Raw genomic sequence first — 24,999 nt, 5'->3', positions numbered from 1 at the left:
CACTGGCTGAAAGTTATGGTACAATATACAAATGTTTTACAGCTTCAATCAATTGTTGGAGTGACATCTGTTTCAGATAAATAATAGATTGAAGGGAAGGTTTTGATAGAATGCTGCAAAATCCAACTGGAAAAGAGCGTTTGGCATTGGCATTTCTGCTCGGCATGCTTGCTATATTGGGCCCGCTTAATATAGATATGTATTTGCCTAGTTTTCCTGACATTGCCGATGATTTATCGGCCAGTGCCTCGCTTGTACAGTTAAGTTTAACAGCCTGTCTGATCGGGCTTACCATCGGCCAGGTGATTGTCGGGCCGGTCAGTGATGTGCAGGGGAGACGGAAACCGCTATTAATCTGTATTTTCTTATTTGCGTTATCTTCTCTGTTCTGTGCGCTTTCACCAAACATTACAACACTAGTGGCAGCCCGTTTTTTACAGGGGATTACGGCCTCTGCAGGACTTGTACTGTCTCGGGCAATCGTGCGGGATGTGTTCACAGGGAGAGAGCTTTCTAAATTTTTCTCACTGTTAATGGTGATTACCGCAGTCGCACCAATGATTGCGCCAATGACAGGCGGTGCTCTTTTATTGCTGCCGTTTGCAACGTGGCATACGATTTTTCACTTTTTAACGATCATCGGATTTGTGCTTGTACTGGTTATTGCGCTGAGGCTAAAAGAAACATTGCCGCCAGAAAAGCGGATTCCAAGCTCAATTGGAACATCTGTCAGAACAATGGGGAGCCTGCTGAAGGATCGTTCTTTTATGGGCTACGCGTTAACTGTCGGATTTGTTCACGGGGGAAGCTTTGCTTATGTATCCGGTACGCCTTTTGTGTACCAGGATATTTACGGGGTGTCGCCGCAGGTATTTAGTATTTTATTCGGCATTAACGGCCTGGCGATTATTACGGGAAGCTTTATTATCGGGCGCTTTGGCGGAATCATTCATGAAAAAAGCCTGCTCCGCATGGCGGTCATTACAGCTATGATTGCGACTGCCGTGCTTTTAACGATGACGATGATTCACGGTCCTCTCGCTGCATTGGTCATCTCTATTTTTGTCTATATGATTACGATCGGCATGGTTCTGACGAGCACATTTACGCTGGCCATGGAAAAACAGGGGCACCGCGCCGGAAGTGCAAGTGCGCTGCTGGGAATGCTCCCGCTGCTCCTTGGCTCCATCGTTTCGCCGCTTGTGGGCATTGATGAGACGACAGCTGTTCCGATGGGAGCGATCATGTTTGTTACAGCAGTTATCGGTTCGCTCGCCTTTTTTAGATTAACTAAAGAGAGCGTGAAGCAGAATTAATCAAAAAAACCTGACGGCATGTCAGGTTTTTTTGATTTTATTAAAATAGCAAAAGCAGTCCGGCGATGGCCGGAGTCAAAAAGATTGCTGATTTCAAGACGGCCTTTGGCAAGAGATTGGTGAATTTCGCGCCAACATACGCACCGCACATGGTTCCGATCAAGACTTTGATCAGCAACACATAATCAACAAATCCTTCCGTGATATACCCTATACCTCCGCCTGCAGCAAGAGGGATAATGACAAGCATCGTTGTTCCGACAGAATGACGGATGGAAAGGTTCAGCATAATCATTAAACCGATCTGGATAAAAGGAGCAGAACCGATGCCGAATGTGCCGGAAAGTATGCCTGATACGATTCCTAAAATCACGGCTTTTGTGTACATTGAAACATTGCTTTGATTCCCTTGAGGCTTTTCTTTTAAAATAAATAATCTGATTAAAATGAGAATCGCTGATAAAAATAACATTCCTGCTGTCAAATAATGAAGCAAATCGGCGGGAATAAAAGATGTCAGCTTTGCCCCGAAAAATGACCCGACGGCAGCAAAGCATCCGACCGTTAAACCGATTTTTAATTGGATGTTGCCTTCCCGGTAATGGCTGTAGGCCCCTGATAAGCTGGTGAAAGCCATACCGGCGAGGGAAGTGCCTAAAGCTGTATGAATCGGAATATGGAAAACAAGAGTTAAAAGAGCAATAACAAAGCCGGCTCCCCCGGCACCAATAAAGCCTAAAATGATTCCGAGAAGAAACATAACAAGAATAATGAGCATACTTTTTCCTCCATTGTATTCTGAGCTGTAAATGTAATGAATCTGAGTGATTGTAGCTGAGGCGAAGTGTCCGGCAGCCGATGAGAGGATCATCTCACTGGTTTACAGTAGTCTGTCGACCGTCGTTTAGCAAAAATATCGTACCGCAAATTTTGGAATTTGACAAGGGAGTTTGTTGCTTCCCTTTATCATCTGTTATATGATTTTGATGAAGAACAGCCCCTGAATCTATTCAAAAGAGGTATTATTTATATGGATGATTTTAAATTAGACAAGCCGACTCCTTATTACCTGCAATTTTATTTCCAGCTGAAAAAAATGATTTTTAACGGGACATTTAAGCCGGGGGAACGGATCAATGAAACACAGCTGGCTAAAAGTTTCGGTGTCAGCCGCTCTCCGATACGGGAAGCTATGCGGCTGCTTGAGAAAGACGGCTTGTTAAGAGCAGATGACCGGAATGGATTTTCAATCGCTTCTTTAACGGCTAAAGATGTAGATGAAATTTATAAAATCAGAATTCCTCTCGAGCTGCTTGCTGTCGAATTGGTCATAGACGAAGCGAATGACGAAGAGCTTCAAACGCTTGAAAAACAGCTTGAAGAAACAGAAAACGCTATTCGTAACGGAGCGGAAGAAACTGAAATGATCAGCTTAAACCAAAAGTTTCACCAGCTGCTTGTCGATTTTAGCCATAACAGACATTTAAAAAACTTGCTTGAGCATGTAAACGATCTGATTCACTTTTGCAGAATCCTTAATTATAAAGGGGACAACCGCCCTGAAACGATCCTGCGTGAACACCGCAGCATATTTGAAGAAGTAAAAAAGAGAAACAAAGAAGCAGCCAAAGAATATATGATGGCTCATTTCAATCATGATTCAGAACATTTGAAGCGTGTGCTTGAAGAAGGAAAAGAAAATTAAATGACATGTACAGATACCGAGGATGAGTCCTTGGTATTTTTTATTGCTATCATTACTTTAATAAATTGAAAATCATATATAAGGAAGCCCATTAATAAGATTCTATGATGATTGACTAACGAATAATGGGGGTTAGACATGTTTATCCATATCGTCCGGCCGGGTGATTCTTTGTTTTCCATAGGCAGAAGATACGGTGCTTCTGTTGATCAAATACGTGGTGTGAATGGCTTAGAAGAAACGAATATCGTGCCGGGGCAGGCTCTGCTCATCCCTCTTTATGTATATACAGTACAGCCGGGAGACACGCTCGGAGCTATTGCAGCAAAAGCGTTTGTTCCGACAGAACGGCTAAGAGCCGCAAATCCCGCTATAAATCCAAATGCCTTGCAAGCAGGAATGAGACTGACGATTCCTAATATCTCAAACTATATTGCGGGAACGTTAAGCTTTTACGTGCTCCGCAATCCGGATCTAGATCGCGATTTAATCAATGATTACGCCCCGTATTCGTCTTCGATTTCCATTTTCGAATACCATATTGCGCCTAATGGCGACATTGCAAACCAATTGAATGACGCAGCCGCTATTGAAACCACATGGAGAAGACGGGTGACGCCGCTTGCAACAATAACAAATCTAACCTCAGCAGGCTTCAGCACGGAACTCGTACACCAAGTGTTAAACAATCCAACTGCGAGAACCAATCTGGTTAACAATATTTATAACTTGGTATCCACAAGGGGATATGGCGGCGTGATGATCGATTTTGAAAAAGTGAGCGCCGCAGATCGGGATCTGTTCACAGGATTTTTGCGTCAGCTCAGAGATCGTCTGCAGCCGGGTGGCTATGTGCTAACCATAGCTGTTCCGGCAAAAACAAGTGATGATATTCCGTGGCTGAGGGGCTATGATTACGGAGGGATTGGAGCGGTCGTCAATTATATGTTTATCATGGCGTATGACTGGCATCATGCGGGAAGCGAGCCGGGGCCTGTTGCGCCGATTACTGAAATAAGAAGAACAATTGAATTTGCGATTGCCCAGGTGCCGCGGAGAAAAATCATCATCGGTGTCCCGCTCTACGGCTACAATTGGATCATCCCTTATCAGCCGGGAACAGTGGCTTCAGCTATTTCAAATCAAAAATCAATTGAAACAGCGATGAGGTACCAAGCACCCATTCAATATTCAAACGAATATCAATCGCCATTTTTTCGCTACAGAGATGATCAGGGACGGACGCATGAGGTATGGTTTGAAGATGTCAGGAGCATGAGCCAAAAGATGCTGATCGTCCGCGAATATGGATTACAAGCAATAGGCGCCTGGCAGTTAACACTCGGATTCACACCAGCTCCGTGGCTTCTGCGGAAATTTTTTACGATCAGAAAGGTTTAAGGGCACCGGGCACGGTGTCTTTTTAGTGATGTTTTAAGCGGCTGCTGAATGCTTTTACCGTCTCAGCCTTCCTTGCGTTGTTACTTCCATCGGGCATTATCTCTAAGCTGCTTTGTTAAAATCAGATGATAATCGTTCACGGTGTTGAAATATAAGAAGCAGATAAATGCCATTCTCACACAAAGGAGGACATAGGCGTATTTTTTGACTGCGGTGCCTCGAGCAGCCCTGAGTTCCCGACATATTGTCATTTCACTGGCTGGCAGCGCTGGCGATATCCTTTATCGTAACGGATTGATAGCCGTAAAATCGCATCAGCCTAAAGCGGCAGAATAATTCGATCATTTGTCACTTGCATGGCGTCAGTCTCCCCCATTATGATCGATAGTGAGAACTATCATCAGTCTAATCAGGCACAAATTGCATATCATCTTATGAACGCTTACGGAATATGAGTGAGAGGAAGTTGTCAGAATGAAAAAAGTATTGATCCTGAATTTCCCAGCTGAAGGCCATGTAAATCCTACATTAGGCATTACGAAAGCCTTTGCCGATCGAGGATATGATGTCCACTATATATCCACTGAAAAATATAAAGAAAGATTAGAAGCGGTGGGAGCGACTGTCCACCTTCATCAGGATTTGCTGAGAACAACACCTATTCATGTCGCTTCGCCAAATGGCATTCTTGATTTCTTGAAAATACATATCAAAACCTCACTGGACATTTTACATGTCGTAAAAGAGTTGTCAAAAAGCATTCAGTTTGACTTTGTTTATTATGATAAATTCGGTGCGGGAGAGCTGGTCAGAGATTATCTCAACATCCCGGGCATCTCTTCATCTGCTTCCTTCTTATTCGATGAAGAGCATTTAAAGGTATTGCCTCTGCATCCGGATTCAGAAGTGCCTTTACAATTGGATAAAGAGTGTGAAGATCTATTATTAGAGATGAAACAAAATTATGGTGTATCACCTGAAAATATGGTTCAATTCATGAATAATAAAGGTGAATTAAATGTAGTGTACACAAGCCGATATTTTCAGCCGGAAAGCCATCGTTTCGGCAATGAATTTCTGTTTATCGGTCCAAGCTTTCCAAAGAGAGCGGAAAAAACTGATTTCCCAATTGAGAAATTGAAAGATGAGAAAGTCATCTATATTTCAATGGGGACTGTATTAGACGAAACTGAAGAGTTTTTCAACTTATGTATAGATGCTTTTTCTGATGTCGAGGGCAAGGTCGTGATAGCTGCGGGAGAAAAAGCTGACTTGACAAAATTAAAGCAAGCGCCGGAAAACTTTATCATAGCTTCATATGTGCCTCAATTGGAAGTGCTGGAACAATCAGATGTTTTCATCACTCATGGGGGAATGAACAGTGTAAATGAAGGCATTCACTTTAACGTTCCTTTAGTTGTAATGCCGCACGATAAGGACCAGCCAATGGTGGCCCAGCGGCTGACTGAATTACAAGCCGGTTATACAGTATCTAAAGACCATGTAACCGCGCAGTCTTTAAAACATGCAGTGGAAGAAGTGTTGAAAAACGACCGGTATAAGGAAGGGATTCAAAAAATCAATCAAAGCTTTCAGGATTGCATGAATATGGAAGAGGTAATGGAGCGGATTGATCAATTTATAGATCAGAGAAAATAAACAGCAAAAAATACATTCGGATGATATAAGAAAAAAGAGTGAGATGAAAATGGTCTCACTCTTTTTTACTGATAGGGTCTTACAGGCATTGTGACAATAACCGGATTCATTTTGCGGGATCCGAGATTTTAGCAAAAGGATTATAAATTTGTATGGGCTCATTTTCTGGGAACGGCAGGGCAGCAGGAGGAATACTTTCGCATTCATTCACACTCAAAATCATTTTTCATATTATGAATAAGTGTATGGAAAATTATGTATCGAAAGGATGTGGATATAAATTATTTCTCGAAAGCCGTCACATAGGTGCCCTTACTGTGGATCTAACTCTTCAAGCCCCAGTTGTAGAGTAGGCCCTAAAAAAAATCCTGAGCCTAAACATTCATGTATGTGCTGCTGCTGCGTAAGGGGAGTAAGAGGGCCGCAGGGACCACGCGGATTACGCGGTATTCCAGGCAGTATTGGAGCCACAGGACCACAAGGACCACAAGGACCACCAGGACCACCGGGGCTGCCAGGGCTGCCCGGAGCAACAGGGGCCACAGGACCACCAGGACTGGCCGGGGCTACGGGAGCCACAGGACCACCAGGGCCGGCCGGAGCAACAGGAGTCACGGGAGCAACAGGAGACGCCGGACCAGCCGGAGCCACCGGAGCGACGGGAGCAACAGGAGACGCCGGACCAGCCGGAGCAACGGGAGCAACAGGGGACACCGGACCAGCCGGAGCCACCGGAGCGACGGGAGCAACAGGGGACGCCGGACCAGCCGGAGCGACGGGAGCCACCGGAGCTACCGGGGATGCCGGACCAGCCGGAGCGACGGGAGCCACCGGAGCTACCGGGGATGCCGGACCAGCCGGAGCGACGGGAGCTACAGGGGACGCCGGACCAGCCGGAGCAACGGGAGCCACGGGAGCTACAGGAGACGCCGGACCAGCTGGAGCCACCGGAGCCACGGGAGCCACAGGAGCCACAGGAGCCACGGGAGCTACAGGGGACGTCGGACCAGCCGGAGCAACCGGAGCGACGGGAGCCACAGGAGCCACAGGAGCAACCGGGGACGCCGGAGCCACCGGAGCGACGGGAGCGACGGGAGCGACGGGAGCCACAGGAGACGCCGGACCAGCCGGAGCGACGGGAGCCACAGGAGCAACCGGGGACGCCGGAGCCACAGGAGCCACGGGAGCAACCGGGGCCACCGGAGCCACAGGAGACGCCGGACCAGCCGGAGCAACGGGAGCAACAGGGGACACCGGAGCCACAGGAGACGCCGGACCAGCCGGAGCCACAGGAGCCACGGGAGCCACAGGAACAGGAGCAGCTGGGTTATCCGAATACGGGTATATTTATAACTTAAGCGCTCAAACGGTAGCTATAGAGGCTGATGTCATTTTTGATTCAACAGGGATAACCACCCCTGGAATTACACATGCCCCCGGAACTTCTCAAATTGCAATTACCACTCCGGGAGACTATGAGGTCACTTTTTCTGTTTCGGGAGTAGAGCCTAACCAATTCACACTATTTTTAAATGGTGCGCCGATTACGAATACAGTCTACGGTTCAGGTGCAGGTACTCAGCAAAACAACGGTCAGGCTATTATAGCCATAGCAGCCGGCGATGTTCTAACTCTTCGAAATCATACGTCCGCTGCCGCAGTGACTCTCCAGACTTTGGCAGGAGGCACACAACCTAACGTAAACGCTTCAATTGTAATTAAAAAATTAGATTAACAATTAGCACTGTGTCATGAACAAACAAAAAGTACTCTATTGATCTTACTAGTACTTATATTTCAGCAGTGCTTTTTTTGACCTATTTATGTGATCATACAAACGCTCCAAGTTCTTTTTATCTCAGATATTTATTTTGTATGGGATAACTGGGATAGGATGTGTAAAACAAAAAAACGATATCGAACAAATGAGCAGACATCCTTTTCTTTTAATCGGTTAAACGATTCTTCGGAGGGTTTACAGCATCTAGAGAATTAACGAAGAAACAATTACAAACAGTCGTTATTTAATGGGGCATACTATGAAGAATATGAAGATTCGGGGCAGCTAAAGGTTTTGGTTATGCCATCACCAAGATAGGATCGTGATGTTAACCATTTAGCATCGATAAAGCCAGCTCAAAAGTTAGGGTTTGATGAACAGGTGAAGTATTCTATCTACGCAAAAAATAAGATCATATCAAATTGGCATACAAGGTGACTGTTTAACTTCTCCGATATACAAAAACCTTCCGTGTTGGAAGGCAATTATTAAAATGCAATTTTGATCTTTTGAGAATCACTGATCTTCTTATGGTTTTGGTCAAAAACGTCACTTGTTGTGATTTCAATCCATTTGATCTCTTTTTTCTTCTTCTCAGCTGATGGTTCATCATGAGCATGTCCGCTTGCTGCGTTTACAATAAAGCCGAGATTGCCGGATTTTTCGGCGCCGCCTTCTAATTCACCATTCAACTCTTCGAGGTACATATCTTTATTCCAATCAAAGGTTTCACCTGTATTTGTTTTCATCAATGCAATCGGGGCAAAATTCACTTTCTCGGAAGAAGTGTTTTTGATATCAACGAAAACTTTAACGAAATCAAACTCTTCATCGTGTGTTAATACATGAAAATAATCAATCATGCTGTAATCCGGACGTAAGTGGATCAGCTTCATTTCTTTTACCGTTAACTCTACGTTTCCAATCTTATAAGTTTGATTGACTTGTTTGATATCTTTTAAGACAGCTTCTCCTTTGTCATCAGAAAACGTTTGATTTACCTTCAGCAATGACCGGTCATCTGTTACCTGTGCATTAGGCTGATACTCATCTATACTGTCCTTTTGAGATGAAGTGCTTTGCGGTGTGGCTTTTGCTGTTTGCTCTCCGGCTGTATTTTGTTTTTCAGAATCGGCGTTTGATGAACAGCCCGCAAGCATGACGATAAAAAATAAAATCGATAGAATCTTTTTCATCATGAGTCCTCCATTAAGAAAAGAGCCCGTTCCTTATACAAGCAACGGGACACCTTGTATTCTCTTACTTATCTTTAATCTTAATGTTATATTGTAAAGCGTCGAAAACATTTTTGGCGATTTCAGTATTATCGATTTGGCCGGAAAACTTCTCACTGGACGGTCCGTACGCATAGACAGGAACATCCTCGCCGGTATGTCCGCCTGTTGTCCATCCTGTGTGGGAGCGTTTATTGAAAATCTCCTCAATCGCATTATCGATATCAAGGACTTCCTTCGATTTTGCCGCTTTTTCAACAGATTGAATTTCAGATGCAGTTAAAGCTAATTTCTTTTGATCAATATACGTTTTTAATGTTTTTTCAACATCTGCGCCGCCGGCAATTTTTTCTGCCATAAAGTCAGGTGTGCGTTTTGCGGCTTTAATGGGCTCACTGAACCAGTTGTAAATGCCGTCCGCACCGATGGAGTACCCGCCGGTTGAGTGGTCAGCCGTTGCGACAACCAATGTATGCTTGTCTTTTTTAGCGAAATCGATCGCTGCCTTGTAGGCTTGTTCAAAGTCTTCCATCTCACTCATGGAGCCGACAATATCATTGTCATGCCCCGCCCAGTCAATCTGGCTTCCTTCAACCATGAGAAAGAAACCGTCTTTGTCCTTGCTTAATTTTTTGAGAGCTGTGTTTGTCATGTCTTTTAATGAAGGAATATCCTTCGTGCGGTCGATCTTTTTAGGCAGGCCGCCGTCAGCGAATAGGCCGAGAACTTGGCTGTCCTTGTTTTTCAGCATGTCCTTGCGGTTATCCACATAGCTGTATCCCGCTTTTTTGAATTCCTTTACCAAATTACGGTCCTTGCGGTCAAAATTGCTTTTTCCACCGCCTAGAAGGACATCGATTTTGTGCTTGCCGTTCACCATTTCATCAAAATAGTCGTCTGCAATAGAATTCATGTTTTTCCGGCTGTGATCATGTGAGCCGAAAGAAGCCGGAGTGGCGTGAGTAATCTCTGAAGTGGCGACAAGGCCGGTCGATTTTCCTTTTTCTTTTGCCGCTTCAAGAACTGTTTTGACCTCTGAACCGTCATTATCCACTGCAATTGCATTATTATATGTTTTAACCCCAGCTGACATAGCCGTTGCGGCAGAAGCAGAATCCGTTACATTTTGTTCAGGATCTTCAGGGTAAGTAGTCTGCTGGCCGACAAGGTATTGGTCAAAAGCTGTAGGCTCAACAACCTTTGTCTTTTTATTATCCTTTAAGTAACGATGAGCGGACGTATAAGACACACCCATCCCATCACCGATCAGGACGATGACATTCTTAATTTCGTTTTGATTCCCCTTTTTCTTTTCCTGGGCGCTGGCTTCAGGCACGCTGCCGCTGACTAGGCTGCTGAACGCAATAGATGATAACACCGCAATAGGCAGCAGCTTCTTCGGGAATTTTTTCAACTGAATAACCTCCTAAAAATATGATCCTCAATGACAAACCCATTATATTTTTAAAGTGTTAAGCTAGTATTAATCGATTTTAAAGATTGAATTTACAAGATTACAAGGAAATGAAAAGGCAGTGCCGAAAGTAAATATGATGTGCAAATCTGACCGGCTAGTGATTATGTATGTGACTAGAAGATGTCAATCAATCCCTTGATATAGAACTCAAAAAGAAATCGAGTTTGCTAGAGGTAATATTTCTTACTGAGGGGATATTAAAGGAAAACATGTGACCGGCAATGCACCCGAAGAAGAGAATAGATGTTGAGGTGACAGTATGGAAATAAACGATGTGCTATACGGCAGGCATCAAATAGACGGAGTACTGGAAGAACTCATAAAAAGCTCACCCGTGCAAAGATTAAAAGGGGTTTATCAAGGCGGCGCCAGCTTTTTAGTCAATCCAAAGTGGAATGTGACCCGGTATGAGCACTCCATTGGCGTTATGCTTCTAATCAAAAGGCTGGGGGGAACCATAGAAGAGCAGATCGCGGGTCTTCTCCACGATGTGTCGCACACAGCATTTTCTCATGTAATCGATTTTGTATTTGAAAATGAAGCGGAAGATTATCATGAAAACATTTTTCAACAAGTCATTGACCAGTCCGAGATCCCTGGAATTCTAAAAAAACACGGTTATGATGCCGGCGATCTTTTATTAAATGATACAAGATGGACACTGCTCGAACAGCCCGCACCGGAGCTGTGTGCTGATCGCATAGACTACACGCTGCGTGACATGTATCAATATGGACAGATCACGCTCCGCGAAGCAGAAATCTTTTTAGATCGCCTCATTGTGAGAAACGGAAGGGTGTTTCCAGATAGTATCGGAACAGCCGAATGGTTCGTGCGAGTGTATTACAAGGAAGTAATCGATTTCTTTATGCACCCAGTGAATGTATATGGATATGAATACTTAACGCGAACGCTGAAGGCTGCGCTGCAGCACAATGTCATCGCTGCCGAAGATTTGCTGAAAACAGACCAAGTGGTGTTAGACATCCTGCATTCATCAGAAAATGAAGAAGTACGGAGACTGCTTGAAAAAATACATCCTCACATACAAGTAAAAGAGGATGACATTCATTACGATTTTCATCGAAAAAAGAAAATGCGTCTCATCGACCCTTCTGTTTTCCATCATAATGAATGGATCACATCCTCATCAGTATCTCAAAACATCAGAAAAATGGGAGAGACCGCTTATCAGAAAGCAAAAAAAGGCGTGTATGTCAAAGTAATCGAAAACTAACCGAAGCCGCGCAACCGCGGCTTTTATCCACCGCGTTTTATTCTGCGGATCACGGGGAATAGGACAAACAGCAGCATATTTTATGAGAATATCAGCGCATTTACATACCATCCGGGGGTATAGTATTCTTGAAAAGATCATGTTTGACAGGCAGATGTGAAGGCCATTCTGTTTCCGCGGATTACATTCACACCAAAAAATGAAGCAAAGGAGAATGAACATGAAGATTTCGAAAAAGGCACTTGGAATTTTATTGATGTCACTTATTTTTGTTTTATCAGCATGCGGCAATAACGATAGCAAAAAAGAAAGCACTCATGAAAGTCATTCGGACTCCGGCTCACACGAAGAAATGGATCATTCCGGATCTGCTGAAGTTCCAGAGGGATTAACGGAATCGAAACATCCTAAATATAAGATAGGCAGCCAGGTCATCATCAATGCTTCTCATATGAAAGGTATGAAGGGCGCCGAAGCAACAGTTACAGGCGCATACGATACTACGGCATATGTTGTTTCTTATACACCGACAACCGGAGGACAGCGAGTTGATCATCACAAATGGGTGATCCAAGAAGAGATAAAAGATGCAGGAGATAAACCCCTCTACCCCGGAGATCAGGCGATCTTAGAGGCCTCTCACATGAAAGGCATGAAGGGAGCAACTGCTGAAATCGACTCTGCAGAAAAAACAACGGTATACATGGTGGACTATACATCGAAAACAAGCGGAGAAAAAGTGAAAAACCACAAATGGGTCACCGAAGATGAGCTTTCAGCTAAATAATAAAAAATCCTCCTTTTACAAGGAGGATTTTTTTGCTGTCTGAACAGGTCTTGTTAAAGAAATTAGAGCAAACAGGACAGCGATGATCACAATCGACCCGCCGCACCATGCTGTTGACACCACAGTACCCGTCTGATCCAAAACAACACCGCCAATGGCTGAGCCAAGGGCAATTCCGACTTGGAGGGCCGACGTGTTAAAGCTTTGCTGAATGTCAGACGAATCAGGTGCAATTTCAATTAAATAGCTTTGCTGAGCCGGGGCGAGGCTCCAGCTCAGAAGACCCCAAATCACCATAACAGGCAAAAAGAAAATCATAGACGATGTAGACAGCGGCAGTAAGAACATAATGATGGCAAAGGAACCGGTCACCAGCAAAATGCTCTTAAAGGAACCAAGCCGGTCAGATAGCGCTCCTCCGAAAGGACCTCCGCATACAGCAGATATCCCGAAAAGGAAATAACAAATGCTGACCCAGAAAGAGCTCAGGTGAAGAGTCTCTTCTAAAAACGGCGCAAAGTAAGCGTAAAGCGTGTAATGGCCAGCTAATGTAAACATCGTGACGAGGTGTGAACTCGCGATTTTCAGATTACCGACTGTCTTGAGTTGTTCCCGGAAAGGAATCATTTTCTCCGCTGGTATTCTTTCAAAGAAGATTGAAATAATCAGCATGGAGATCAGCGCCAACAGGCCGATGCCAAGGAACAAAATGCGCCATCCGAAGGAATCGCTGATCAATATGCCAAGCGGCACACCTAATGCGATGGCAGAACTGAATCCCATAAAAATGATGCCGATTGCGCGGGCTCTGTATTCAGGCGCCACAATTTTCGGCGCAATTGTCAAGGAAAGCACAACAATCAGCCCTGTACTCATCGCAGCCAATACCCTTGACACCATCAGTGTTGCAAAATTAGGGCTGAAGTAGGCCACAAGATTGCTAAGGAAGAAAACAAATAAGGCAATTAAATATAAACGCTTCCGCTCAATCTTCGCAGTCAAGGCCAAAAGCAGCGGCCCTGACACCGCATATCCCAGTGCAAATACACTGATCAGCTGCCCGGCTGAGACAATAGAAATGTCTAAATCATTTGCGATTTGAGGAAGAATTCCTCCCACAATTAACTCAACCAATCCGACTGCAATCGTAGAAGCTGCAAGCAGAAAAACTTTAAAATTCATAACAAACTCCTTCACTTTAATTTTTTTACAAATAAAAAAATCCTGATTACAAAAAAAGTGATACACAATTTTTGTAATCAGGATTTTACGGTTCCTGGTAGACACCCTCAATCCATATTATTGAGGTTATACAAGTAAAAATAGCTATTTAATTGATTTAGTTTCCGAGGATGAGTTTAACATATTGTGAGCGAATCTTCCATAGAAAATTTTGATAAATAGTTGAACTGAAAAAATATGAGTATATTTATTTTTACAAAAGTATAGACAATTAAAATTAAATGACTATAATAAATTTTGTAAGCGTTTTAAATAAAAGAGGGGGGTCATCCATTGAAGAAAATTTTACTGGCGTGCAGTTCGGGAATGTCCACCAGTTTGTTGGTGACAAAAATGAAAGAATACGCGCAATCCATCGGAGAGGAAGCGGAGATCTGGGCAGTCGGCCAGGATAAAGCGAAAGAAGATATGCAAAAGGCAGATGCGGTTTTAATCGGCCCGCAAATGAGCTTTCTGAAAAGCGAACTGCAAAAAGAAGCCGACCAATACAACATTCGGGTTGAGGTCATTGACATGATGGCTTACGGAATGGCTGATGGCAAAAAAGCTTATGAACAGGCTTTGTCATTAATGGGGCAACAATGATGGAGCAGATAAAAATCACCGATTTAACAGACGAACAAATCAGCTTTCAGCTTATTCTCCACAGCGGCAATGCCCGCAGCTGCATCATTCAATCACTGCGTGCCTACAAGGAAGGAAACAGGGGGGAGGCAGATGCCCTTATTGCCCAGGCTGAGGATGCTCTATCTGCAGCCCATGACATTCACTTTCAAATGATACAGAAAGAATCAAGCGGCGAGGCAGCCAATTTCTCATTGCTGCTTATGCACGCGGAAGATCATCTGATGTCAACATTGACCATGAAAGAATTGGTAAAAGAGCTGCTTGGCATCTTTAAAACAAAGAATATATAAAAATCGGGGTGGATAGGGTGTTCGAGAAAATCAGCCAATTCCTTGTTCCAATTGCAGGGAGGTTAAATAATAACCGTTATTTGCAGGTGTTGCGCGATGCGTTTATGCTGGCCTTCCCGCTTACGATATTCGGGTCCATTTTTGTGGTGTTAACGAACCTGCCGTTTTTAAATAAAATCATGAATGCTTCAATGCTCACATCGTTTCAGTCCAATTTTGGCATTGCGTCTACGGCGACCATGGGGATTATGTCTGTCTTCGTCGTGTTTGGTATAGGCTATTATCTCTCAAAAAGCTATCAGGTTGAAGCTGTGTTTGGCGGTGCGATCGCTTTGGTTTCCTTTTTGCTGCTGACGCCTTTTATCGTTCAGCCGGAAACAGGAGATGCCATAACCGGAGTCATTCCGGTAGACCGCCTCGGTGCCAAAGGAATGTTTCTGGGTATGATCACGGCATTTCTTTCTGGTGAAATCTACAGAAGAATCGTTCAAAAAAATCTGACGATCAAAATGCCTGCCGGGGTTCCGCCAGCTGTAGCAAAATCATTTGCCGCACTTATTCCGGCTTTTATCACACTGACTGTGTTTTTGCTGATTAACGTTCTGGTCACCCAGCTTTTCAAAACCAACATGCATGATGTCATTTATCATGCGATTCAGGCTCCGCTTGTCGGACTTGGAAGCGGTATCATTCCGACGCTGATTGCTGTATTTTTCATTCAAATTCTATGGTTTTTCGGATTGCATGGGCAAATCATTATCAACTCTGTGATGGACCCGATTTGGAATACACTTCAGGTGGAAAACCTGGCAGCCTACACAGCGGGGAAAGAAGTGCCGCACATCATCTCAAAACCGTTTATGGAGATTTATACAGTGGGGATGGGCGGAACCGGGATGACGCTGGCGATTGTATTTACGATTCTCATATTCATGAAAAGCAGGCAGATGAAGCAAGTATCAAAACTCGGCCTTGCTCCAGGGATTTTTAACGTAAACGAACCGATTATCTTCGGACTGCCGATTGTGATGAATCCAATCATTATCGTGCCTTGGGTGCTGGCACCGATGGTTGTTACGCTCGTCACCTATCTGGCCATGTCAGCAGGGCTCGTTCCGCCGCCGACCGGTGTGACGGTGCCGTGGACGGTTCCATTATTCATTAATGGCATTATGGCGACGAACTCAATCATGGGTGGCGTCATGCAGCTTGTTAATCTATTAATTGTCTTCGTGATATGGTTTCCGTTCCTAAAAGCAATGGATAAATTAAATCTCGCAAAAGAAAAGGAACAGGCTGTTCAGGAAACAGCAAAGCAAAATGATAACAGCATCAAAATGTGACAGAAGGAGAGAGAGAACTTGACTCAAACAGAACAGTATCGTTTTCCAAAAGATTTTTGGTGGGGATCATCCGCTTCAGCGACACAAACGGAGGGTGCCTCCGATCGAGACGGAAAAGGGAAGAATATTTGGGATTACTGGTTTGAAAAAGAGCCTCATCGCTTTTTTGATCATGTAGGGCCTGCATCCACATCGCAATTTTACGATAACTATAAAGAGGATATCAGGCTGATGAAGGAGCTTGGCCACAACTCGTTCCGTATGTCGATTTCATGGTCACGTTTAATACCGGGCGGAACAGGCGAGATCAACCCTAAAGCAGCGGACTTTTATAACAGCGTCATTGATGAGTTCATAGCTAATGGAATTGAACCCTTTGTCAATTTGTTTCATTTCGATATGCCGATGGAACTTCAAAACATCGGCGGCTGGGCAAACAGAGAAACGGTGGATGCTTATGAAAACTATGCGGGAACGTGCTTTCGTTTGTTTGGCGATCGCGTGAAAAAATGGTTCACGCATAACGAGCCGATCGTACCGGTAGAAGGCGGATATTTATATGATTTTCATTATCCGAACAAGGTAGATTTTAAAGAAGCCGTTCAAGTCGGGTTTCACACCATGTTATCGAGCGCCCGGGCCATTCGGACTTACAGAGAGATGAAGCAGGATGGAAAAATCGGCATCATCTTAAATTTAACCCCATCCTATCCGAGAAGCAGCCACCCGGCGGATGTAAAAGCGGGTGAAATAGCAGATGCGTTCTTTAACCGATCTTTTTTAGACCCTTCTGTAAAAGGCGAGTTTCCAAAAGAACTCATAGACATTTTAAAAACTGAAGGCTTTATGCCTGAATATGAGAAAGAGGATCTTGAGATCATTAAACAGCATACGGTTGACTTATTAGGTGTGAATTATTATCAGCCGAGACGTGTAAAAGCCAAAGAGCACCTGCCAAATCCGGATGCGCCGTTTTTGCCTGACAGGTATTTCGATCCTTACGTCATGCCGGGCCGCAAAATGAATCCCCACCGAGGCTGGGAGATTTACGAAAAAGGCGTTTATGATATCCTGATCAATTTAAAAGAAAATTACGGGAATATCGAGTGCTTTATTTCTGAAAACGGCATGGGGGTTGAAGGGGAAGAGCGTTTCAGAGACGAGCAGGGTATGATTCAAGATGACTATCGAATTGAATTTATCAAAGAGCACTTAAAATGGATTCACCGCGCTATACAGGAAGGTTCAAACGTAAAAGGCTATCACTTATGGACGTTTATGGACAATTGGTCATGGACAAACGCTTATAAAAACCGATACGGATTTGTTTCAGTCAATCTGAAGAAAGACGGAGAAAGAACCGTCAAAAAGAGCGGAAAATGGTTCAAAAAGCTTGCTGAGAAAAATGTTTTTTAGGTTGCTATAGCTAAAAGGTCTTCCGGCGGTCAAAATTTCTAACAGAAACAACAAATAGCCATAACGTTGATGAAACAGGGAAAAGAACTTATGATATCCGTAAAGAAGTTTATTCGATATCAAAATTTTTACTTTTACAGCTGCCGGAGGATACCAATGAATAAATACGAAATCATTGCAAATGAAATGAGAAAACGAATCAAAAATAATGTATATCCCATCGATCAGCCGATTCCCGATGAAGTATCTCTTGCAAAAGAGTTCAATTCAAGCCGCATGACGATGAAAAGAGCTCTAGATAATTTAGTTGCTGAAGGACTGTTATTCAGAAAACGCGGTCACGGAACCTTTATCATCCAATCTGCGATACAGGATGAACATGTCCATGTCGTCAGCAATGAAATCCGCGGACTGACCAATTTGTTAAAAGACAAAAAAATCAAAAGCAAGGTCATTCAGTTCGAGGTGCAATTTCCCACTGAGGAAGTGGCTGCCCATTTATCAATTGATCAGAAAACGCCGGTTTATTATGTTGTACGGCTGCGGATTGTGGAAGGCGAGCCATATGTATTGGAAAAAACATATATGCCGACACACTTAATACCCGGCATTAATGATGAGGTGCTGCACCACTCTATTTATGAACACATTACAAACGGGCTTCAGCTAAAGATTGCCGGAACGCACCGGAAAATCAGAGCCTGTAAATCTGATGAGATGGATCAGCAGCATCTGGGCTGCAAACAGGATGATCCCATTCTTGAAGTTGAGCACGTGGGCTTTTTAGATATCGGTATTCCATTTGAATATTCCTTTTCACGTCATCGGCATGACAAATTTGTCGTCACTTCGGTAAATGTAAGGCGCTGATCGCGGAGATAACAAGGAGGCCATCTGCATGCTTGGCGGTATTGAAGCAGGCGGCACAAAATTTGTATGTGCCGTCGGAACAGAAGATGGAACGATCATTGACAGAATAGAGATACCAACAGCGATGCCGGATGAAATGATAGAGAAAGTCATTCAATATTTTCGCCAATTCTCGCTACAGGCAATCGGCATCGGCTCCTTTGGTCCCGTTGATACAGATGTAAACAGTAAAACATATGGAACCATTACTGCCACGCCTAAACCAGGCTGGCGGCACTATCCATTCTTGAAAACAATAAAAGAAGAAATGAATATTCCTGTCGGATTCAGTACGGATGTAAACGCTGCGGCGCTCGGTGAATCTCTTTTCGGCGCAGCTAAAGACTTCGACAGCTGCTTATATATCACGGTCGGCACTGGCATTGGTGCAGGCGCGATTATAGAAGGGCGGCTTCTGCAAGGATTATCACATCCTGAAATGGGCCATATCTATATTCGCCGCCATCCGGATGACACGTATCAAGGAAAGTGCCCTTATCATAAGGATTGCTTCGAAGGTCTGGCTTCCGGTCCTGCTATAGAGTCACGATGGGGAAAAAAGGCCGCAGATTTATCACATGTTAATGAGGTCTGGGAACTTGAAGGATATTACATTGCGCAGGCGCTGGCACAATATATCCTCATCCTGGCACCAAAAAAAATTATTCTTGGCGGCGGCGTCATGAATCAGAGTCAGCTGCTCCCTTATATATATCAATATGTACCTAAAATAATGAACAGCTACTTTAATTTTTCTGAATTATCAGAAAGTATAAATGAGTATATTGTAGCTCCCCATTTAGGCAGAAATGCCGGAATCATCGGAACGTTTGTTTTAGCCGATCAGGCATTAAAAGCAGAAGAAGCATCCGGGGAGGTTCCATCATGAAGCATCCTTTATTTTTAGAGCCGATTTTTAAAGAAAGGATATGGGGCGGCACAGCGCTTCGTGATAGATTCGGCTACAGCATCCCTTCAGAAAAAACTGGTGAATGCTGGGCTGTCTCGGCCCATGCCAATGGATCATCGACTGTTCAAAATGGCCGGTTGGCAGGAAAAACCCTAGATCAAGTGTGGAAAGAATGCCCGGAGTTTTTCGGCTTTCCTCAAAGAAGCGTGTTTCCATTACTGGTGAAAGTACTTGATGCCAACATGGACCTTTCTGTACAAGTGCATCCTGGTGATCATTATGCCATGGTGCACGAAAACGGAGACCTCGGAAAAACAGAGTGCTGGTATATTATTGATTGCAAAGAAGGGGCAGAACTGATTTTGGGACATCACGCAAGCACGAAGGAAGAATTCAAACAGCTTATAGAAAGCGGTGACTGGAACGGACTGCTTAGGCGCATCAACATAAAGCCAGGAGATTTCTTTTATGTTCCAAGCGGCACGCTGCATGCATTGTGTGAGGGCACCCTCGTCCTTGAAATTCAGCAAAATTCTGATACCACATATCGAGTATACGATTATGATCGCTGTAATGACCATGGCCAAAAAAGGGATCTCCATATAGAAAAAGCTATGGAAGTCGTAAACATACCGCATGCGGATTCTGAACCAATACCGGCGGTGAAAGAAATGAAGGATGCCGTGATTACGTCTTATGTTCAGTCAGATTATTTCTCAGTTTACAAATGGAATGTCAGCGGCAAGCCGGTTTTTCCTACTCCTCAAACCTATTTGCTATGCAGTGTTGTCGAAGGCTCAGGGATTATAGAAAACAACGGTGTGCAGTATGAATGCAAGAAAGGCTCACACTTTATTTTGCCTGCCCATTTTGGCGAGTTTTCAATAGAAGGAACTTGCGAGCTGATCATATCTCATCCTTAATAAGAACGGAGGAATTTCTGTGTTAAAGAAACCTATCATCTGTTTGTTCATCTTATTTTTATTTGCGCCTGCCGTTTTGGCTGAGCCGATCCGAGCACATACTGTGTCACCTGTTAATCCTAAAGCACAGCAGACAACAAAAGATCTGATGAATTGGCTCGTCCACCTGCCGAATCGTTCTGAAAACAGAGTGCTTTCCGGTGCGTTTGGCGGTTACAGTCATGACACATTCTCCATGGCCGAAGCAGAAAGAATCCGAAGCTCAGCCGGACAATCACCTGCCATTTACGGCTGTGATTACGCGAGGGGATGGCTTGAAACCTCAAACATTGAAGATTCTATAGACGTAAGCTGCAACAGTGATTTAATTTCGTATTGGAAAAGCGGAGGGATTCCGCAGATCAGTCTGCATCTAGCGAATCCTGCTTATCAGTCAGGACATTTTAAAACACCGATTACCAACGAACAGTATAAAAAACTGTTAGACTCTTCTACAACAGAGGGGAAGCGGCTGAATGCCATGCTCAGCAAAATTGCTGACGGACTTCAAGAGCTGGAAAACCAAGGCGTACCCGTTCTGTTCAGGCCGCTGCATGAGATGAACGGCGAGTGGTTTTGGTGGGGCCTTACGTCATATAATCAAAAGGATGATGAAAGAATCTACTTATATAAACAGCTCTACATCAAAATCTATCATTATATGACTGACGAAAAAGGATTGGATCATTTATTGTGGGTTTACTCTCCCGACGCTAATCGAGATTTTAAAACAGATTTTTACCCTGGAGCTTCATACGTAGATATAGTTGGGTTAGATGCATACTTTCAAGATCCATATTCGATAAGCGGATACGACCAGCTGACAGCACTTAATAAACCATTTGCCTTCACAGAAGTTGGTCCGCAAACAGCAAACGGCAGCTTTGATTACAGCCTGTTTATGAGTGCGATAAAACAAAAATACCCTAAAACCACTTATTTTCTGGCCTGGAATGATGAATGGAGCCCGGCTGTGAACAGAGGCGCTTCTGCTCTCTACAATGATAGCTGGACATTAAATAAGGGAGAAGTATGGAACGGTGATACGCTAACACCTATAGTTGAATAAAAAACGTTTTACATTAATAAAAGGTTCTCAAGGATATCCTTGAGAACCTTTTGATCATCAGGCGTTCATATCCCCTAAGCCGGGACTATGTTCATTCGGCATTTCCGGAAGAAACGGAACAGGAAATCCAGCCGGAGGTTCAGTTACTTGCAGCTCGCCGCCATTTCTGCTTGGAGATTTTCCTTGAAAGATCTCTGCAATTCTTGTTTCATCTAATCTGAAGTTAAACTGTACATTATGGTAGCCTAATTCAACATACTTTCTGCACTCTGGATATTTATTAATGTCGTAATTCGGTACTGGAAAAAGCTTAGCCCAGTCAACGCCCAAAGTCTCAAGCGCTTTAGCGAAAGCATTTTGATGAGCATTGTCACGAACAATAAGAAAAGCGAGTGTTTCCCGGAACGTCTGATTAGAGCTCATTTCATAGATTCTTGTTTTTTGGAGAACACCAGTAGACTCAAGCAACAAGTTATCCAACAGGTCAGTGATTAAGTTTCCGTGATTATACACCCACGACGCGTTCCAAGGATTGCCGCCCGCATCAACAGGGAGTGAACTCTGTGCGCCAATAATGTAATGATGAGGGTTAGCATGTTTAACTGCTTCATCAAGGGGGGCGTGATCTATACCCTGGCTGCCGACTCCAGCACCGCCTGATTCATCCAACAAAGCATTGATTGTATTTTGCACAAGCTCTACATGGGCAATTTCTTCTAAGAAGATGCCGCGCAGCAAATCACGATATTGTTTCTGCTTTCCTCTGAAATTGGAGCTTTGAAAGAAATATTGCATCATTGTACGCATTTCTCCGTAATGTCCGCCTAATATTTCCTGCAGTACTTTAGCTGCGGCCGGATCTGGCTTATCGGGTTTAATGATATTGATTAGTTCTTCTTTGTAGTAAAACATAACACGCCTCTTTTCTTATTTATTTTGTTTTTTATATCATCTGTACAATCAGATAAACTATACGGACTAACCAACAGCTGAAAAGAAAATGAGAAAAATGAAACAAAAACATAGAAAAGTGTTGACCGATAAAAAAACACATGGTATATTATTAAACGTCGCTGATGAACAGCACAGAACAAAATGAAAAACAAAAAAGTTTTTCGAAGGTGTTTACAAACACTTCAGAATGTGTATAATAGATAAAGTCGAATCAAAAAGATTTGAAAAAACATTCGAAAAAACATCTTGACTTTAACATCAATTAATAGTATGATAGTTAAGTCGCTCGATAAGCGCCCGTAGCTCAATTGGATAGAGCGTTTGACTACGGATCAAAAGGTTAGGGGTTCGACTCCTCTCGGGCGCGCCAATATAATATACATGCGGGTGTAGTTTAGTGGTAAAACCTCAGCCTTCCAAGCTGATGTCGTGAGTTCGATTCTCATCACCCGCTCCATTATTTCTTGAATGATCTTTGAAAACTAAACAAGACAAAACGTACCTGTTAATTCAAGTTTTATTATAAATCGCACAGCGATGTGCGTAGTCAGTCAAACTGAGGTCTGCACGATGCAGATCACGCAGATGTTGCCACAGGATGTGGTGAACTTAATCTGCGATCCATTTATCGGAGAGTTTGATCCTGGCTCAGGACGAACGCTGGCGGCGTGCCTAATACATGCAAGTCGAGCGGACAGATGGGAGCTTGCTCCCTGATGTTAGCGGCGGACGGGTGAGTAACACGTGGGTAACCTGCCTGTAAGACTGGGATAACTCCGGGAAACCGGGGCTAATACCGGATGCTTGTTTGAACCGCATGGTTCAAACATAAAAGGTGGCTTCGGCTACCACTTACAGATGGACCCGCGGCGCATTAGCTAGTTGGTGAGGTAACGGCTCACCAAGGCAACGATGCGTAGCCGACCTGAGAGGGTGATCGGCCACACTGGGACTGAGACACGGCCCAGACTCCTACGGGAGGCAGCAGTAGGGAATCTTCCGCAATGGACGAAAGTCTGACGGAGCAACGCCGCGTGAGTGATGAAGGTTTTCGGATCGTAAAGCTCTGTTGTTAGGGAAGAACAAGTACCGTTCGAATAGGGCGGTACCTTGACGGTACCTAACCAGAAAGCCACGGCTAACTACGTGCCAGCAGCCGCGGTAATACGTAGGTGGCAAGCGTTGTCCGGAATTATTGGGCGTAAAGGGCTCGCAGGCGGTTCCTTAAGTCTGATGTGAAAGCCCCCGGCTCAACCGGGGAGGGTCATTGGAAACTGGGGAACTTGAGTGCAGAAGAGGAGAGTGGAATTCCACGTGTAGCGGTGAAATGCGTAGAGATGTGGAGGAACACCAGTGGCGAAGGCGACTCTCTGGTCTGTAACTGACGCTGAGGAGCGAAAGCGTGGGGAGCGAACAGGATTAGATACCCTGGTAGTCCACGCCGTAAACGATGAGTGCTAAGTGTTAGGGGGTTTCCGCCCCTTAGTGCTGCAGCTAACGCATTAAGCACTCCGCCTGGGGAGTACGGTCGCAAGACTGAAACTCAAAGGAATTGACGGGGGCCCGCACAAGCGGTGGAGCATGTGGTTTAATTCGAAGCAACGCGAAGAACCTTACCAGGTCTTGACATCCTCTGACAATCCTAGAGATAGGACGTCCCCTTCGGGGGCAGAGTGACAGGTGGTGCATGGTTGTCGTCAGCTCGTGTCGTGAGATGTTGGGTTAAGTCCCGCAACGAGCGCAACCCTTGATCTTAGTTGCCAGCATTCAGTTGGGCACTCTAAGGTGACTGCCGGTGACAAACCGGAGGAAGGTGGGGATGACGTCAAATCATCATGCCCCTTATGACCTGGGCTACACACGTGCTACAATGGACAGAACAAAGGGCAGCGAAACCGCGAGGTTAAGCCAATCCCACAAATCTGTTCTCAGTTCGGATCGCAGTCTGCAACTCGACTGCGTGAAGCTGGAATCGCTAGTAATCGCGGATCAGCATGCCGCGGTGAATACGTTCCCGGGCCTTGTACACACCGCCCGTCACACCACGAGAGTTTGTAACACCCGAAGTCGGTGAGGTAACCTTTATGGAGCCAGCCGCCGAAGGTGGGACAGATGATTGGGGTGAAGTCGTAACAAGGTAGCCGTATCGGAAGGTGCGGCTGGATCACCTCCTTTCTAAGGATATTTACGGAATATAAGACCTTGGGTCTTATAAACAGAACGTTCCCTGTCTTGTTTAGTTTTGAAGGATCATTCCTTCGAAACGTGTTCTTTGAAAACTAGATAACAGTAGACATCACATTCAATTAGTAACACAAGATATCACATAGTGATTCTTTTTAACGGTTAAGTTAGAAAGGGCGCACGGTGGATGCCTTGGCACTAGGAGCCGATGAAGGACGGGACGAACACCGATATGCTTCGGGGAGCTGTAAGCAAGCTTTGATCCGGAGATTTCCGAATGGGGAAACCCACCACTCGTAATGGAGTGGTATCCATATCTGAATTCATAGGATATGAGAAGGCAGACCCGGGGAACTGAAACATCTAAGTACCCGGAGGAAGAGAAAGCAAATGCGATTCCCTGAGTAGCGGCGAGCGAAACGGGATTAGCCCAAACCAAGAGGCTTGCCTCTTGGGGTTGTAGGACACTCTATACGGAGTTACAAAGGAACGAGGT

At 44.4% G+C, this 24,999-nt stretch carries 20 protein-coding genes, 2 tRNA genes, 2 rRNA genes and 1 riboswitch (1 of these 25 only partly in view); of the genes, 19 read left to right on the top strand and 5 right to left on the bottom strand.

Features of this window, described 5'->3' with window-relative positions; all coding sequences use genetic code 11:
• Positions 1-110: 110 nt before the first annotated feature.
• Positions 111-1,316: a Bcr/CflA family efflux MFS transporter gene (locus DIC78_RS06985; protein WP_106020857.1), complete on the top strand. Its 1,206-nt coding sequence runs from the start codon at positions 111-113 to the stop codon at positions 1,314-1,316.
• Positions 1,317-1,356: 40 nt separating this feature from the next.
• On the opposite strand, the gene DIC78_RS06980 is transcribed toward DIC78_RS06985, so the two are convergent.
• The gene (locus tag DIC78_RS06980; RefSeq protein WP_127695871.1) at positions 1,357-2,094 is read right to left on the bottom strand and encodes a sulfite exporter TauE/SafE family protein; all 738 of its coding nucleotides are present in this window, start codon (positions 2,092-2,094) and stop codon (positions 1,357-1,359) included.
• Between the two features lie 252 nt (positions 2,095-2,346).
• Here DIC78_RS06980 and DIC78_RS06975 point away from each other — a divergent pair, with 252 nt between their 5' ends.
• From DIC78_RS06975 to DIC78_RS06960, 4 genes are all read left to right on the top strand, one after another.
• Positions 2,347-3,021: a GntR family transcriptional regulator gene (locus DIC78_RS06975; protein ID WP_024120383.1), complete on the top strand. Its 675-nt coding sequence runs from the start codon at positions 2,347-2,349 to the stop codon at positions 3,019-3,021.
• A gap of 138 nt (positions 3,022-3,159) precedes the next feature.
• Positions 3,160-4,422, top strand: a complete 1,263-nt coding sequence (locus DIC78_RS06970) for a glycoside hydrolase family 18 protein (protein ID WP_106020853.1) — start codon at positions 3,160-3,162, stop codon at positions 4,420-4,422.
• Positions 4,423-4,896: 474 nt separating this feature from the next.
• Positions 4,897-6,081 (top strand): macrolide family glycosyltransferase, encoded by a 1,185-nt coding sequence (locus tag DIC78_RS06965; RefSeq protein WP_106022341.1) that lies wholly within the window; start codon positions 4,897-4,899, stop codon positions 6,079-6,081.
• Positions 6,082-6,469: 388 nt separating this feature from the next.
• The gene (locus DIC78_RS06960) at positions 6,470-7,816 is read left to right on the top strand and encodes a BclA C-terminal domain-containing protein (protein WP_127695869.1); all 1,347 of its coding nucleotides are present in this window, start codon (positions 6,470-6,472) and stop codon (positions 7,814-7,816) included.
• 533 nt (positions 7,817-8,349) lie between these two features.
• Here DIC78_RS06960 and DIC78_RS06955 read toward each other — a convergent pair.
• Positions 8,350-9,057 carry a membrane lipoprotein lipid attachment site-containing protein gene (locus DIC78_RS06955; protein ID WP_127695867.1) on the bottom strand — a complete coding sequence of 236 codons (708 nt, stop codon included), beginning with the start codon at positions 9,055-9,057 and terminating at the stop codon, positions 8,350-8,352.
• A gap of 64 nt (positions 9,058-9,121) precedes the next feature.
• On the bottom strand, positions 9,122-10,510 hold the full coding sequence (gene phoB / locus DIC78_RS06950; protein WP_127695865.1) for an alkaline phosphatase family protein: 1,389 nt from the start codon (positions 10,508-10,510) through the stop codon (positions 9,122-9,124).
• Between the two features lie 322 nt (positions 10,511-10,832).
• Between phoB and DIC78_RS06945 the strand changes: the two genes are divergently transcribed.
• Positions 10,833-11,810, top strand: coding sequence for an HD domain-containing protein (locus DIC78_RS06945; protein ID WP_127695863.1), 978 nt, complete (start codon positions 10,833-10,835; stop codon positions 11,808-11,810).
• A gap of 220 nt (positions 11,811-12,030) precedes the next feature.
• Entirely contained in the window at positions 12,031-12,597 is a 567-nt protein-coding gene (locus DIC78_RS06940) for a YdhK family protein (RefSeq protein ID WP_127695861.1), read from the top strand.
• A 15-nt stretch (positions 12,598-12,612) separates the two neighbouring features.
• Here the strand turns inward: DIC78_RS06940 and pbuE are convergent, their stop codons facing one another.
• On the bottom strand, positions 12,613-13,779 hold the full coding sequence (gene pbuE, locus DIC78_RS06935) for a purine transporter PbuE (RefSeq protein WP_106020843.1): 1,167 nt from the start codon (positions 13,777-13,779) through the stop codon (positions 12,613-12,615).
• 54 nt (positions 13,780-13,833) lie between these two features.
• Positions 13,834-13,933, bottom strand: a riboswitch (purine riboswitch).
• A gap of 179 nt (positions 13,934-14,112) precedes the next feature.
• Here pbuE and DIC78_RS06930 point away from each other — a divergent pair.
• The 8 genes from DIC78_RS06930 (at position 14,113) to DIC78_RS06895 (ending at position 21,365) form a co-directional block, all read left to right on the top strand.
• On the top strand, positions 14,113-14,424 hold the full coding sequence (locus DIC78_RS06930; protein ID WP_024120394.1) for a PTS sugar transporter subunit IIB: 312 nt from the start codon (positions 14,113-14,115) through the stop codon (positions 14,422-14,424).
• Positions 14,424-14,756, top strand: coding sequence for a PTS sugar transporter subunit IIA (locus DIC78_RS06925; RefSeq protein ID WP_024120395.1), 333 nt, complete (start codon positions 14,424-14,426; stop codon positions 14,754-14,756). Before DIC78_RS06930 ends, DIC78_RS06925 begins: the two co-directional genes overlap by 1 nt.
• A gap of 17 nt (positions 14,757-14,773) precedes the next feature.
• A complete protein-coding gene (gene celB / locus DIC78_RS06920) occupies positions 14,774-16,099 on the top strand; it encodes a PTS cellobiose transporter subunit IIC (RefSeq protein ID WP_106020841.1) in 1,326 nt (441 codons plus the stop codon).
• A gap of 18 nt (positions 16,100-16,117) precedes the next feature.
• Positions 16,118-17,515 (top strand): glycoside hydrolase family 1 protein, encoded by a 1,398-nt coding sequence (locus DIC78_RS06915; RefSeq protein WP_106020839.1) that lies wholly within the window; start codon positions 16,118-16,120, stop codon positions 17,513-17,515.
• A 156-nt stretch (positions 17,516-17,671) separates the two neighbouring features.
• Entirely contained in the window at positions 17,672-18,385 is a 714-nt protein-coding gene (gene gmuR / locus DIC78_RS06910; protein ID WP_127695859.1) for a transcriptional regulator GmuR, read from the top strand.
• A gap of 28 nt (positions 18,386-18,413) precedes the next feature.
• Complete coding sequence (locus DIC78_RS06905) at positions 18,414-19,313, top strand: ROK family protein (protein WP_127695857.1); 900 nt, start codon at positions 18,414-18,416, stop codon at positions 19,311-19,313.
• The gene (gene manA / locus DIC78_RS06900) at positions 19,310-20,257 is read left to right on the top strand and encodes a mannose-6-phosphate isomerase, class I (RefSeq protein WP_127695855.1); all 948 of its coding nucleotides are present in this window, start codon (positions 19,310-19,312) and stop codon (positions 20,255-20,257) included. Before DIC78_RS06905 ends, manA begins: the two co-directional genes overlap by 4 nt.
• A gap of 19 nt (positions 20,258-20,276) precedes the next feature.
• Positions 20,277-21,365 carry a mannan endo-1,4-beta-mannosidase gene (locus tag DIC78_RS06895; protein WP_127695853.1) on the top strand — a complete coding sequence of 363 codons (1,089 nt, stop codon included), beginning with the start codon at positions 20,277-20,279 and terminating at the stop codon, positions 21,363-21,365.
• Between the two features lie 57 nt (positions 21,366-21,422).
• On the opposite strand, the gene DIC78_RS06890 is transcribed toward DIC78_RS06895, so the two are convergent.
• The gene (locus tag DIC78_RS06890; RefSeq protein WP_127695851.1) at positions 21,423-22,277 is read right to left on the bottom strand and encodes a manganese catalase family protein; all 855 of its coding nucleotides are present in this window, start codon (positions 22,275-22,277) and stop codon (positions 21,423-21,425) included.
• 335 nt (positions 22,278-22,612) lie between these two features.
• Here DIC78_RS06890 and DIC78_RS06885 point away from each other — a divergent pair.
• The 4 genes from DIC78_RS06885 to DIC78_RS06870 form a co-directional block, all read left to right on the top strand.
• Positions 22,613-22,689: transfer RNA gene (locus DIC78_RS06885), tRNA-Arg, on the top strand.
• 13 nt (positions 22,690-22,702) lie between these two features.
• Positions 22,703-22,776, top strand: a tRNA-Gly gene (locus DIC78_RS06880).
• 168 nt (positions 22,777-22,944) lie between these two features.
• Positions 22,945-24,494, top strand: a 16S ribosomal RNA gene (locus DIC78_RS06875).
• 169 nt (positions 24,495-24,663) lie between these two features.
• Positions 24,664-24,999: ribosomal RNA gene (locus DIC78_RS06870) — 23S ribosomal RNA — on the top strand; it runs 2,592 nt beyond the window's last position.
• Together the 16S and 23S rRNA genes with 2 tRNA genes alongside form the textbook arrangement of a ribosomal RNA operon.

Source organism: Bacillus halotolerans, assembly GCF_004006435.1.
GTDB lineage: Bacteria > Bacillota > Bacilli > Bacillales > Bacillaceae > Bacillus > Bacillus halotolerans.
Note: the sequence above shows the minus strand (reverse complement) of the source record. Positions and strands in the feature narration are given on the sequence as shown.